Here is an 11,153-nt window from a genome sequence, read left to right as displayed (position 1 = left end):
ACCGGACGTCGCTCCAACATTCTTCGGCTGGAATAAGCCGATTAATGTTCACAATGTGGAACGACGGAATTTTCTGGGGTTCCGGCGTAGATCCCCACTATCGCGGCTTCTCGAACGCGACGCTGTGGCCGGTGTTCCATTACCGCGGCGATCTCGCGCGCTTCGATCGCCAGGAGTACGCGGGTTACCTGCGCGTGAACGCGATGCTCGCGAAGCAGCTCGCCGCATTGCTGCGCCCCGACGACCTGATCTGGGTGCACGACTACCACCTGTTGCCGTTCGCGCATTACCTGCGCGAGCTCGGCGTGACGAACCCGATCGGCTTCTTCCTGCACATTCCGTTTCCGTCGCCCGACATGCTGCGCCTCGTGCCGCCGCACGAGGAACTCGTGAAGTTCATGTGCGCGTACGACGTCGCGGGTTTCCAGACCGAGGCCGACAAGCAGGCGTTCACCGACTACATCGAGCGGCGCGGGATCGGTGCGGCGAGCGACGACGGGATGCTGCACGCGCACGGTCGCGTCGTGAAGGTCGCCGCCTATCCGATCGGCGTGCATCCCGATGCGATCGCGCAGGCGGCCGTCCAGTACGGCACACGCAAGCCGGTGAAGATGCTGCGAGAGGCACTCGACGGCCGCAAGCTGGTGATGAGTGTCGACCGCCTCGACTATTCGAAGGGGCTCGTCGAGCGCTTCCAGTCGTTCGAGCGGATGCTCGCGAACGCGCCGGGCTGGCAGGGACGTGTGTCGCTGCTGCAGATCGCGCCGCCGACGCGTTCCGACGTGAAGACCTATCAGGACATTCGCGAAACGCTCGAAGGCGAGGCCGGCCGCATCAACGGCCGCTTCTCGCAGCTCGACTGGACGCCGATCCAGTACCTGAACCGCAAGTACGAGCGCAACCTGCTGATGGCGTTCTTCCGGATGTCGCAGGTCGGCTACGTGACGCCGTTGCGCGACGGAATGAACCTCGTCGCGAAGGAGTACGTCGCGTCGCAGGACCCGGCCGATCCGGGCGTGCTCGTGCTGTCGGAGTTCGCGGGCGCGGCGGCCGAGCTGACCGGCGCGCTCCTCGTCAATCCGTACGACCTGTCGCAGATGGCCGACGCGCTCGAGCGCGCGCTGTCGATGCCGCTCGCGGAGCGGCAGGCGCGCCACGAGGAGAACCTCGCGCGGCTGCGCGAAAACGACCTGTCGGTCTGGCGCGATACGTTCGTCGCCGACCTGCGCAGTGTCGCGGCGGCCGCGTCGGTCACGCGGCGCGCCGGCCGGCGGATTGCGCATGCGTGAATTCGGGCAGGCGCCCGGCACGGACGACGATGCCGCGCGCCGCTTCTTCGTCGTGACCGGCGGCCCTGGCTCGGGCAAGAGCACGTTGCTCGATGCGCTCGAGCAGGCCGGCTTCGCGCGCTCGCAGGAGGCCGGGCGCGGCGTGATCCGCGACCAGATGGCGATCGACGGGCGGGCGCTGCCGTGGCGCGACCCGGCCGCGTTCGCCGAGCTGATGCTGAGCTGGGAGATGCGCTCGTACGAGCTCGCGCGGCATGCGGGCGGGCCGGTGTTCTTCGATCGCGGCGTGCCGGACGTGATCGGCTACCTGCGGCTGACGGGGCTGCCGGTGCCCGCGCATGCGCAAGCCGCGGCCCGCCGTTTCCGCTATCACCCGCGCGTGTTCATCGCGCCGCCGTGGCCCGACATCTATACGCAGGACACCGAGCGCAGGCAGGATTTCGCCGAAGCCCTGCGTACCTACGACGCGATGGTCGAGGGCTACACGACCTATGGCTACCGGCTGGTCGAACTGCCCCGCGACAGCGTGCAGGCGCGCGTGCGTTTCGTGACGGACGCGCTCGACGCCGAATGACGCGCGGGCGTCCGCCAGCGGCGCGCGACGCGCGGCGCCGTCAGGTTGCCGCGTCCGGCCGCGGCGAAGCGATGCGCAGCATGCTGACGGCCGCGGCCACCGCCGCGAATACCGCGGCGACATAGAGCGCAATCGTCGGCCCGCGATCGGGCGCGAGCCCGAAGATCAATGCGACGAGTGCGGCGCCGAGCGTCTGCCCGGTGAGCCGCGCGGTGCTCAGCATCCCGCCCGCGCCGCCGCTGCGTTCGCGCGGCGCCGACGACAGCATCGCGCGGTTGTTCGGCGACTGGAACAGCCCGAAGCCCGCGCCGCACAGCGCCATCCGCCACACGATGTCGACGGTGCCCGGGTGCGCGCCGATCGTCGCGAGCGACAGCAGCCCGGCCGCGAACAGCGCAAGCCCGATTCCGCCGAGGATGCCGGCCGAATAGCGATCCGACAGCACGCCCGCGAGCGGCGCCGCGAACACGATCACGAGCGGCCACGGCGTCATGTAGAGGCCCGTCTCGACCTGCGAGAAGCCGAGCGAGTGCTGCAGCCAGAACGGCAGCGCGACGAACGCGAGCATCTGCGACGTGAACGACGCCATCGACGTATAGATCGACAGCGCGAACATCGGGATGCGCATCAGGTCGACGGGCAGGAGCGGCGCCGGCTGCGACAACTGGCGCTTCACGAAGAAGTAGCCGACGACGAACGCGACGGCCAGCTCGGCCGCGACGTACGCGTGGCCTTCGCCGTGGCCGAGCCCGTCGACGGCCGTGATCAGCAGCCCGAACACGCACGCGTTCATCAGCGCGCTCGGGAAATCGTACGGCGCATCGTGCAGCGGGTTGGACGGCAGCGCGCGCACGCTGCCGAGCACCGCGGCGATGCCGATCGGCACGTTGACCGCGAACAGCCACGGCCACGACGCAACCGACAGGATCGCGGATGCGACCGTCGGCCCGATCGCCGACGACAGCGCCACCACCATCGCGTTGATCGACAGCCCGCGCCCGAGCATCGACGACGGGTAGATCATCCGCACGAGCGCCGCGTTGACGCTCATGATGCCGGCCGCACCGAACCCCTGGATCACGCGCATCACGGCGAGCATCGGCAGCGAGCCCGCGAGCGCGCAGCCGAGCGACGCCGCGGTGAACAGCGCGAGGCCGGCGATGTAGATGCGGCGATAGCCGATGCGCTCGCCGAGCGACGCGAGCGGCAGCAGCGTGATCGTGACCGCGAGCTGGTAAGCGTTGACGATCCAGATCGACGCGGCGTCGGACGCGTGCAGGTCGCGCGCAATGGTCGGCAGCGCGACGTTCGCGATCGCGCCGTCGAGCACGGCGAGCGTGATGCCCAGTGCGACACAGACGATCGCCCAGTAGCGTTGCGGAAGCGGCAGGCCGGTATCGGCGTTCATGGCGGGAGCAGATGCAGGGTTGTCCGCGCGCCCGGTTGCCGGTTGCATGCGCAACCATGCGAAAGGGTGGAGGCGGCGATCAGCGGTCCGGCCGGCGCGACTGCACCGGAGCGGGGCCGGTCGAGTGTATCACCGGGCCGCATTGCGCGACGCCGGCACTCAGCCTTCGAAGTCGAGGCCGCCGAGCCGCACGAGCGGATCGGCCTGCGTGCGCGACAGGAGATCGATGTCGCGGGCGCTTTGCCATGCGCCGAGTTTTTTCGGCAGCGCGGCCAGGTAGTGCTCGAAGCGCTGCGGGCCGTCCGGCTCCATCAGCCGCTCGATTTCGTCGGTATCCCAGGTCAGTTCGAGGTTCAGCGGATGCGCGAAGCCGCTGACGTGCTCGTGCGGCGCGCTGCGGATCTGCACGCGCGTCGGATGTCCGTGGCCGCCGTACGGGACGACGTCGGTCAGTACGTGATCGGCGAAGAAGGCGGCGATCGCCTGCGCGATGCGCGGCGCGAATTCGGTATCGAAACGGCGGGCGGTTTCGGGCTGCATGACGGCGTCTCCTATGTGCCGAAAATCGTAGCATGGCGGCGCCGCGTTTCGTTGGGCGTGATGGCGGTAATCGCGCGTTACCACTTGCTGCATCTATTACGGCCGCATGCCGCCACAATGCATCGCATCCAGTACCACTACGCGTGGGAGTGCATCATGAAAAAAATTGCCGCAGTGTGTGTCCTCGCCGGTTCGCTTGCCGTGGCGGGCCCCGCGTCCGCGCATGGCCGCGACGGCGGTGCCGTCATCGGCGCATTGATCGGCGGGGCGGTGCTGGGCGCGATCGTGACGTCCGCGATGAATCCGCCCGTCGCGTATCAGGCGCCCGCGTACCAGGCACCGGCCTATCAGCCGCCGACGTATTACCAGGCGCCCGCGTATCAGCAGCCTGCGTATCCGACCTACCAGCAGGCGCAGTACCAGGACGCGGGCCCGAACTACTGCTACGACCGCTACCAGCGTGCGTACGTGTGCGGCGCGCCCGTGTCCGGTGGCTACGCGCAGCCGGCCGGCTGGTAAGCGCGCGGGCGAACGGCGTGTGAACGGTCGGCGTCCCGCCGACGTTCGCGTTGCCGCACCGGACGACAAAAGGCCCTCGCTTCATGCGAGGGCCTTTGTCTTGTGCGCGGCGGTCCGCACTTCTGCATGCCGGGTGCGCCACCGGCGGGCCGTGCGCGGATACAAACGGTTGCAATTGCGTGCGTCAGTGGCGATGGCCGCCGCCTCCGCTGCCCCCGTCGCCTCCGTTCCAGTCGCCGCGATGTCCGCCGCCGCGACCCCAGCCGTTGCCGCGGTTGCCGCGGTCGCCGTCCCAGTGGTGGTCGCGCCGACCGCGATCCCAGTCGCGTCCGCCGCCTCCGCCCCAGATATTGACCGTGCCGTACACGGGCGACGGGCTGTACGCGTAGCCCGGCGACGAATAGTACGGCTGCCCGTAGCCGTATCCGGCGTCCGGGGCGACGACGCAGCCGGTCAGCAGGGTGGCGACGCCGGCGACAGCAATGAGCTTCAGCATGATGTTCTCCGTTGATTCCCCTATAAGTACCGCGCAAGCGGATTGCCAGCTGTTTGCAATTGTGTCGTCAAATTACAGTGCAGTAAGGTCATGAGACGAAAGTGTTAGCATCCGGGGCTCATTTGTTTTTGGGGAGTACATCGATGAAATTCGCGATCCGGGCCGTGCTGGCCGCTTTCTGCGTGACGACTGCCGCCGCCTGCGTGGCCGCGCCTGCGTCGGCGCCCGCCGTGCCGGCCGAGTCGATCAAGATGTTTCCGCAGGCAGCGGCCGGCCAGCAGCGCGTCGTGATCGCGCTGCCTGCGCTCGAGAACGAAGGCGATGCGCGCGTCGAGCTGATGATCGGCAAGACGCTGCAGACCGACTGCAACCAGCAGTGGTTCGGCGGCGAGCTGACCGCGGAGGACGTGAAGGGCTGGGGCTATACGTACTACCAGCTCACCGACGTGAAGGGGCCGGCATCGACGCTGATGGCATGCCCGGGCCAGGCGCCGCAGCAACGGTTCGTGCAGGTGCGCGCCGATGGCCAGCTGCTGCGCTACAACAGCCGCCTGCCGCTCGTCGTCTATGTGCCGGACGGCTTCGAGGTGCGCTATCGCGTGTGGCATGCGTCGAAGGACGTGCAGCACGCGGTAAAGCAGTAACGTGCGGAAGCGGAAGCGGAAGCGGAAGCGGAAGCGGCGGCGCGCGGCGGCGGTGTGCTGCCGCTATGCGCTGCCCTTGCCGACGAGCGCGGGCCATGCGGCCAGCGCGGCTTGCGCGACGGCCTCGAGATCGCGACGGCTGGCCCCGTCGCGCGCCTGGATCGACATGCCCTGCTGGACCGTGACGTAATACCGCGCGATCGCGTCGAGGTCCGCTTGCGCGGCGATTTCGCCGGTCGCCACGCCTTGCTCGAGGCGCTCGCGCAGATTCTCCACCGTGCGCTCACGCATCGCGATCAGCGTTTGCCGAACCGTATCGGAACGGTCGGCCGGATGCAGTGCCGACAGCACGATCAGGCAGCCGGCCGGCTTCGAGCGCCGCGTGAACACGCGCGCGGTATCCATCAGGTAGTTCCGCACGGCGTCGTGCGCGCTGCCTGCCTGCTCGACGCCGCCCCAGATCTCCCGTCCCTCCGTTGCGCGGTAGTGCTCGAGCGCCTGCCGGAACAACGCTTCCTTGCTGCCGAACGCCGCATACAGGCTCGGTGACGCGATGCCCATCGCGCTCGTGAGGTCCGTCATCGACGCGCCTTCGTAGCCGAGACGCCAGAATACCTCCATCGCGCGATCCAGCGCCGCTTCCTTGTCGAAGCTTCTCGGTCGGCCCCGCTCAGCCATTGCGTCCGTTCCTTCATTGATATCTGTATCGATCGATAAAATAAATCAATTGACTGTGCCGCGCAACTTGCCACATTCTGTGTCGGTCGCTACATAAATGAGGAAAGGAACCGACATGAACCGACTTCAGGGCAAGCGTGCACTCGTCACGGGCGGCAGCCGCGGCATTGGCGCGGCGATCGCGAAACGGCTGGCAGCCGATGGCGCGGACGTCGCGATTACCTACGAGAAATCGGCCGAGCGGGCGCAGGCCGTCGTCGCCGGCATCGAGGCGCTGGGCCGCCGTGCCGTCGCTATCCAGGCCGACAGTGCCGATCCGGCGGCCGTGCGCGACGCGGTCGATCGTGCGGCGGACGCGTTCGGCGGCCTCGACATCCTCGTCAACAACGCGGGGATTTTCCGGGCCGGCGCGCTGGACGACCTCACGCTCGACGATATCGACGCGACGCTGAACGTGAACGTGCGCGCGGTGATCGTCGCGTCGCAGGCGGCGGCGCGGCATCTCGGGGAGGGCGGGCGCATCGTGTCGACCGGCAGTTGCCTCGCCACGCGCGTGCCCGATGCGGGGATGAGCCTCTATGCGGCCAGCAAGGCTGCGCTGATCGGCTGGACGCAGGGGCTCGCGCGCGATCTCGGCCCGCGCGGCATCACGGTCAATATCGTGCATCCGGGGTCGACGGATACCGACATGAATCCGGCCGATGGCGACCATGCGAATGCGCAGCGTTCGCGCATGGCGATTCCGCAGTACGGCAAGGCCGATGACGTCGCGGGGCTCGTCGCGTTCGTGGTCGGGCCGGAAGGGCGGTCGATCAACGGGACCGGGTTGACGATCGACGGTGGTGCGAACGCGTGAACGCGCGGCCACCCGGCGTGATTCGACCGGGCGGCGTTGCGTTCGTTATCGGCAGCCGAGCCGGTGATGCTCGGTTTCCAAGTCGGCCCGCTTGTCGTAGGCGCGCAGTTCGGTGCGCGGCTTGCCGTCCGGGCCCATCCCGCGCACGACCTTCTGGCCGCGGTCGGGAGCGTGCGTGACGGCGTCGATGCCGGCGGCCAGTTCGCGGCAGCGTGAGTCGGCGGAGGGGGCTTCCGTGCGTGGTGCGGCTGCGGTCGTGATGTTGGCGATGCCGGGGCTGACGTAGCGCTGTGTCGCGGGCGCGGTGACGATATCGGCGGCGATAGCCGTGCCGGTCAGCGCTGACAGCGCGGCGAGCGCCGCGATTGTTCGAATCATGGCGAGAGTCCGGATGCTGAAGAAGGTTCGGAATTCTACGCAATGTGTGGCGCGTGGCCGTGGCGATCGGGCGGGATGCGATCGTGTGTCGCAGGGCAGACCGGCGCTGAAGGTTCTGCGATGCGTGTGCGCTGTCGGCAGGCGGTGCGCATGTCGGCGCAGCACATGTGGAAAGCAAAAAGCCCGCTTGCTTTCGCAGAGCGGGCTTCGGGTATTGGTTGCGGGGGTAGGATTTGAACCTACGACCTTCGGGTTATGAGCCCGACGAGCTGCCAGACTGCTCCACCCCGCGGCGCGAAGTGTACTTGGGCTGAGGTGGAGAGTCAATCGATCTGTTGAGTTGTTTCGAACGGAACCAGCGGATCACCATTAACAAGCGCGATGGTCTGGTTCGTGGGGCGACTGCCGACGTTTCCCGATCTGCTTCGACGTGAGTCGTTTTTTGCGGCCGTCGTTGCGGTATTTGATCGTGGGAACGTGGATGAGACCATGAGGAGGGCGGGTCCCCGAACAGGCGACCGATGCGCACTTCTTTTACCGGTATCCACGATGGAGCGTCGCTAGCGACCGTCAAGTCGCGGACAGGGCACATGGACGTCGGCAATGCCCTATCGTCGAGGGTGCTTCATTTCCTCGGTTTCCATCGATGCGAGTCGTTCTTCACTGGCCGATACGGATTCCATGGCTTCGTTGACGGAAGCCAGTGCATATTCGCAGGCCAGTTTCGTTTCCTCGACAGTCGGCTCCGGCTCTTCGTCGTCGGTGAGCGGAGGGGAGAGCATGTCTTCGAGCATCATCGTCAGCTCGGGCGTGTCCCACGGTTCACCCCTTTGCTCCTTCTTCTTGATGTAGTGCCGGATTTCCGCGTCTTGCTCGGGCGAGAGGGGGAGGTGCCGAAATGTATTGCTAGGGTTGGCGTCAATCATGATGTTTCTCCGAATCTTGGAAACGGCGCCTTCGGACGGTTCCCTGGAATGCGAGTGCAACCGGAAAGCGTTGAAGGAGCCGTTGCCTACTTGCGGCAGTGCGGATCCTGGATCAGTGCGAGGCGGGCTAGAAGCTCGTCCACCTGGAGTTCGAGGATCCTGTTTCGCACGGATTGCGTGCGGAGCTTGTTGAGCTTGACTCTCCAGTACGCGGGATCGTTTACCGACGACTTGTTGACGAACGCATGCTGCGCTTGCTCAAGTAGCCCGATCGCTCGCCTGATATGCAGTATTTCGCGTTCCGCTTCGCAGTACCAGCTCATGTTTGCCGCCTTCTGATGATTTTTATCGTGACTTGCTGCTCCTCGAGCGCCCTTGCGTTCATTCGACGACGACGCGCGAGCCGATCTCGAACCGTGCTGCTGCACGGCGCGACGGGTGGGGTGTAAGGGGCAAATGTGGCGCGCCGGCAGGGCGCCACGCAGACTTGGGGAGAGGCCGAGCGGTCAATCTACAATTGGGTGCTCTGGTCAACCCATCATACGCGCATCGCTGTCAGGCAACTGCTTTATTTCGTCTGCGGAGGGAGGGGGGCCGTGGTCCTTCGGCCCGACGACGGGGGCGGTTGGGTGTCGAACGTCGAGGTAGTACGGGAGATGCCGTAGCTGTGCGCATTTGAACTCGCCACCGCTTGCGCAGGGCATAGCCATGTCGCATTGACAGAGCGCCGCCTGGTCGCTGCCGTGACGGAATCTCGATATCATCCCGCTCCAGGAATCGGACTCAATTTCCGGAGAATCCGCGAGCCGCCGAGGCTATGGCCACCTATCTCCGCGAGAATCCGCGCAGGGCTCACTGAGCGAGCTAACGACCCTATGAACGAATCACAAGATATCGAGCGCGCTGAATCTGGGCCTTCATCGGGTGCGATAACGCTCGCTATTGCGACCTTCATCGGACTGTGGCTTCCGTGGATCGGCTTTGCGTACTGGTATGTCGAGGCCGGCGGATTTCACAGCGGAATTTTTGCACCCGGCACGGCGGGCTTCCTTTTGTTTACCGCTGCCACGTGGGTCGTGACCCCCCTCTTTACCTTGATCTACGTCGTTTATGCGATGCGCTCAGCGCTTCGCAATACATACGACCAAATAATGTTCGCCATTGAGTGTCTGATTCTTCTTGGAATGTGGGCGGTTGCGGCATCTCCGTTCGTCGGCCGCTAGGTTGAAGCGTGCGGCACCGCGGCTAACGCTAGAACGAGAGAAGCCCGCCTCCAGTGTTGCAGGATTGCGTTCGGCGTGTGCCATCTGGCGCGCTACAAGCGGTACTACTTCGCAGTGTTCGATTGGACGAGCAAGAACATCCCGTTGTTGTCCGTGAGTGTGTACGGGGCCACGCCGGCCTTTGCGTTCCATACCTGCACGTCAGTGAGCCGGAGTGTTGGTATCCGTGGTGTTGGTATCGGCTGATACCAACAAAAACACCGACACTTTCTCCGGCTGTCACTGAGCAACGTTGGGTAATGAAGGGAGCTAGATGTCCGCCAGACGGACCTGAGCGGGCGATTTCTTGTGAATCTTGGGGATGGTTTGGAACTCGACTGGTCCCCCCGACAGGAATCGAACCTGTATCTAGCGCTTAGGAGGCGCTTGTTCTATCCATTGAACTACGGGGAGAGCCCTATCCGGGCAATCGCGCAAAAAACGCGAACCGGACGGCGGTGTGGACAGCGCGCAGAGTATAGCAAACGCGCGGCGCAACGGCGGGGCGGAATGCACGCCGACGCGCGTGATCGCGTACTCAGCCGCGATCGGAAATCAGCCAATCAGCCAATCGGCGAATCAGAAATCGACGACGACGAAATCTTCCTTGCCCACGTCGCACAGCGGGCAGCGCCAGTCGGCGGGAATGTCGGCGAAACGGGTGCCGGGCGCGATGCCTTCGTCGGGCAGCCCTTCCGCTTCGTTGTACACCCACCCGCAAATCAGGCAGACCCAGCTCTGGTATTCGGTTACTTCGCTCATAACACTCGGGAAAAAATAAAAATCCGGTCATGCCGTCCGCGGCTCGGCCGGCGGACGAAAGGCGCAATGGTACCGGAATTTCTTCGAACGACTGCGCAACGTCGTTTTAAACCGACTAAACGTACGCATTGCGAACAACGCAACCGAAATACCGATGCCGTCCGTGCGGTGTATGCTTCCGGGGCTGTTCAATCATGAGGAGAACGCGATGCTGAACAAAAAGTGGATCGCAGGCGCGGTGTGCGTGGCGGCGATGGCCGTGTCGACGCTCGCGCGGGCCGAGGCGCGTGTGTATTTCGAAGCGCCGAGCGAGGGCGCGACGGTGTCGAACCCGGTGCACGTGAAGTTCGGGGTCGAAGGGATGGATCTGCGGCCCGCCGGCGACATGACGCCGAACACCGGCCATCATCACTTGCTGATCGACGGACAGCCGGTCCCGAAGGGTGACGTGATCCCCGCGACCGAACGCTCGCTGCACTTCGGCAAGGCGCAGACCGAAACCGACCTCAAGCTGCCGCCCGGCCCGCACACGCTGACGCTGCAGTTCGGCGACGGCGCGCACCGTTCGTACGGCCCGGAAATGAGCTCGACGATCAAGATCAACGTGAAGTAATCGCACGTGGCGCGTGCCGGCGCCCGACGCGTCCGGCGCGCAATGGTCGATCGGCCGGCCGCGGCATCCGGCCGGCGCGAGCCCCTTGCCCGGAACCTGCGCCCGGCGTCCGCTACCGGAAGCCGGGCGCACGCGGTGCACGAATCGCATCGCGCCGAGGTGCTTCGACGGACGCCCCAGGATTGCCGCCAAAAGCGCGTTCCAACTG

14 protein-coding genes, 2 tRNA genes and 1 pseudogene are annotated in these 11,153 nt (G+C 65.8%); 7 read left to right on the top strand and 10 right to left on the bottom strand.

Annotated features, from left to right (window positions below; translation table 11 throughout):
• Nucleotides 1–89 precede the first annotated feature (89 nt).
• Nucleotides 90–1,289: pseudogene (locus HWX08_RS30440) on the top strand (alpha,alpha-trehalose-phosphate synthase (UDP-forming)); the annotation flags it as partial.
• Nucleotides 1,282–1,863, top strand: coding sequence for an AAA family ATPase (locus tag HWX08_RS30435; RefSeq protein WP_174921167.1), 582 nt, complete (start codon nucleotides 1,282–1,284; stop codon nucleotides 1,861–1,863). The pseudogene HWX08_RS30440 and the gene HWX08_RS30435, both read left to right, overlap by 8 nt.
• A 40-nt stretch (nucleotides 1,864–1,903) precedes the next feature.
• On the opposite strand, the gene HWX08_RS30430 is transcribed toward HWX08_RS30435, so the two are convergent.
• Nucleotides 1,904–3,271, bottom strand: coding sequence for an MFS transporter (locus tag HWX08_RS30430; protein WP_069257291.1), 1,368 nt, complete (start codon nucleotides 3,269–3,271; stop codon nucleotides 1,904–1,906).
• A 159-nt stretch (nucleotides 3,272–3,430) separates the two neighbouring features.
• On the bottom strand, nucleotides 3,431–3,811 hold the full coding sequence (locus HWX08_RS30425; protein WP_069257290.1) for a DUF5594 family protein: 381 nt from the start codon (nucleotides 3,809–3,811) through the stop codon (nucleotides 3,431–3,433).
• Between the two features lie 117 nt (nucleotides 3,812–3,928).
• On the opposite strand from HWX08_RS30425, the gene HWX08_RS30420 reads away from it, so the two are divergent.
• The gene (locus HWX08_RS30420; RefSeq protein WP_069257289.1) at nucleotides 3,929–4,330 is read left to right on the top strand and encodes a hypothetical protein; all 402 of its coding nucleotides are present in this window, start codon (nucleotides 3,929–3,931) and stop codon (nucleotides 4,328–4,330) included.
• Between the two features lie 184 nt (nucleotides 4,331–4,514).
• Here HWX08_RS30420 and HWX08_RS30415 read toward each other — a convergent pair whose 3' ends face one another.
• Complete coding sequence (locus HWX08_RS30415) at nucleotides 4,515–4,826, bottom strand: hypothetical protein (RefSeq protein WP_174921168.1); 312 nt, start codon at nucleotides 4,824–4,826, stop codon at nucleotides 4,515–4,517.
• Between the two features lie 143 nt (nucleotides 4,827–4,969).
• On the opposite strand from HWX08_RS30415, the gene eco reads away from it, so the two are divergent.
• Complete coding sequence (eco, locus tag HWX08_RS30410) at nucleotides 4,970–5,470, top strand: serine protease inhibitor ecotin (RefSeq protein ID WP_069257287.1); 501 nt, start codon at nucleotides 4,970–4,972, stop codon at nucleotides 5,468–5,470.
• Nucleotides 5,471–5,533: 63 nt separating this feature from the next.
• Here eco and HWX08_RS30405 read toward each other — a convergent pair whose 3' ends face one another.
• A complete protein-coding gene (locus HWX08_RS30405; protein WP_174921169.1) occupies nucleotides 5,534–6,148 on the bottom strand; it encodes a TetR/AcrR family transcriptional regulator in 615 nt (204 codons plus the stop codon).
• 115 nt (nucleotides 6,149–6,263) lie between these two features.
• On the opposite strand from HWX08_RS30405, the gene HWX08_RS30400 reads away from it, so the two are divergent.
• Nucleotides 6,264–7,004 (top strand): SDR family NAD(P)-dependent oxidoreductase, encoded by a 741-nt coding sequence (locus HWX08_RS30400; protein WP_174921170.1) that lies wholly within the window; start codon nucleotides 6,264–6,266, stop codon nucleotides 7,002–7,004.
• A gap of 45 nt (nucleotides 7,005–7,049) precedes the next feature.
• On the opposite strand, the gene HWX08_RS30395 is transcribed toward HWX08_RS30400, so the two are convergent.
• The 4 genes from HWX08_RS30395 to HWX08_RS30380 form a co-directional block, all read right to left on the bottom strand.
• Nucleotides 7,050–7,382, bottom strand: a complete 333-nt coding sequence (locus HWX08_RS30395) for a hypothetical protein (RefSeq protein WP_174921171.1) — start codon at nucleotides 7,380–7,382, stop codon at nucleotides 7,050–7,052.
• Nucleotides 7,383–7,597: 215 nt separating this feature from the next.
• A tRNA-Met gene (locus tag HWX08_RS30390) sits at nucleotides 7,598–7,674 on the bottom strand.
• Between the two features lie 316 nt (nucleotides 7,675–7,990).
• Nucleotides 7,991–8,308 carry a hypothetical protein gene (locus tag HWX08_RS30385; RefSeq protein ID WP_069257283.1) on the bottom strand — a complete coding sequence of 106 codons (318 nt, stop codon included), beginning with the start codon at nucleotides 8,306–8,308 and terminating at the stop codon, nucleotides 7,991–7,993.
• Between the two features lie 86 nt (nucleotides 8,309–8,394).
• Nucleotides 8,395–8,631: a hypothetical protein gene (locus HWX08_RS30380; protein ID WP_069257282.1), complete on the bottom strand. Its 237-nt coding sequence runs from the start codon at nucleotides 8,629–8,631 to the stop codon at nucleotides 8,395–8,397.
• Between the two features lie 552 nt (nucleotides 8,632–9,183).
• Here HWX08_RS30380 and HWX08_RS30375 point away from each other — a divergent pair.
• Nucleotides 9,184–9,531: a hypothetical protein gene (locus tag HWX08_RS30375; RefSeq protein ID WP_069257281.1), complete on the top strand. Its 348-nt coding sequence runs from the start codon at nucleotides 9,184–9,186 to the stop codon at nucleotides 9,529–9,531.
• Between the two features lie 378 nt (nucleotides 9,532–9,909).
• On the opposite strand, the gene HWX08_RS30370 is transcribed toward HWX08_RS30375, so the two are convergent.
• Together HWX08_RS30370 and HWX08_RS30365 are read right to left on the bottom strand one after the other, a co-directional pair.
• A tRNA-Arg gene (locus tag HWX08_RS30370) sits at nucleotides 9,910–9,984 on the bottom strand.
• 165 nt (nucleotides 9,985–10,149) lie between these two features.
• Entirely contained in the window at nucleotides 10,150–10,332 is a 183-nt protein-coding gene (locus HWX08_RS30365) for a rubredoxin (protein ID WP_006398668.1), read from the bottom strand.
• 208 nt (nucleotides 10,333–10,540) lie between these two features.
• On the opposite strand from HWX08_RS30365, the gene HWX08_RS30360 reads away from it, so the two are divergent.
• Nucleotides 10,541–10,945, top strand: a complete 405-nt coding sequence (locus tag HWX08_RS30360) for a DUF4399 domain-containing protein (RefSeq protein ID WP_069258044.1) — start codon at nucleotides 10,541–10,543, stop codon at nucleotides 10,943–10,945.
• Nucleotides 10,946–11,153: the final 208 nt, after the last annotated feature.

It is taken from the genome of Burkholderia metallica (genome assembly GCF_902832845.1).
Taxonomy (GTDB): domain Bacteria; phylum Pseudomonadota; class Gammaproteobacteria; order Burkholderiales; family Burkholderiaceae; genus Burkholderia; species Burkholderia metallica.
This window is presented reverse-complemented; position numbering and strand designations above follow the sequence as displayed.

Coding starts and splice junctions, on each gene's coding strand:
- HWX08_RS30380 (WP_069257282.1), bottom strand. CDS start 8,631: ATGAGCTGGTACTGCGAAGCGGAACGCGAAATACTGCATATCAGGCGA.
- HWX08_RS30415 (WP_174921168.1), bottom strand. CDS start 4,826: ATGCTGAAGCTCATTGCTGTCGCCGGCGTCGCCACCCTGCTGACCGGC.
- HWX08_RS30435 (WP_174921167.1), top strand. CDS start 1,282: ATGCGTGAATTCGGGCAGGCGCCCGGCACGGACGACGATGCCGCGCGC.
- HWX08_RS30430 (WP_069257291.1), bottom strand. CDS start 3,271: ATGAACGCCGATACCGGCCTGCCGCTTCCGCAACGCTACTGGGCGATC.
- HWX08_RS30400 (WP_174921170.1), top strand. CDS start 6,264: ATGAACCGACTTCAGGGCAAGCGTGCACTCGTCACGGGCGGCAGCCGC.
- HWX08_RS30395 (WP_174921171.1), bottom strand. CDS start 7,382: ATGATTCGAACAATCGCGGCGCTCGCCGCGCTGTCAGCGCTGACCGGC.
- HWX08_RS30375 (WP_069257281.1), top strand. CDS start 9,184: ATGAACGAATCACAAGATATCGAGCGCGCTGAATCTGGGCCTTCATCG.
- HWX08_RS30385 (WP_069257283.1), bottom strand. CDS start 8,308: ATGATTGACGCCAACCCTAGCAATACATTTCGGCACCTCCCCCTCTCG.
- eco (WP_069257287.1), top strand. CDS start 4,970: ATGAAATTCGCGATCCGGGCCGTGCTGGCCGCTTTCTGCGTGACGACT.
- HWX08_RS30365 (WP_006398668.1), bottom strand. CDS start 10,332: ATGAGCGAAGTAACCGAATACCAGAGCTGGGTCTGCCTGATTTGCGGG.
- HWX08_RS30360 (WP_069258044.1), top strand. CDS start 10,541: ATGCTGAACAAAAAGTGGATCGCAGGCGCGGTGTGCGTGGCGGCGATG.
- HWX08_RS30425 (WP_069257290.1), bottom strand. CDS start 3,811: ATGCAGCCCGAAACCGCCCGCCGTTTCGATACCGAATTCGCGCCGCGC.
- HWX08_RS30405 (WP_174921169.1), bottom strand. CDS start 6,148: ATGGCTGAGCGGGGCCGACCGAGAAGCTTCGACAAGGAAGCGGCGCTG.
- HWX08_RS30420 (WP_069257289.1), top strand. CDS start 3,929: ATGCATCGCATCCAGTACCACTACGCGTGGGAGTGCATCATGAAAAAA.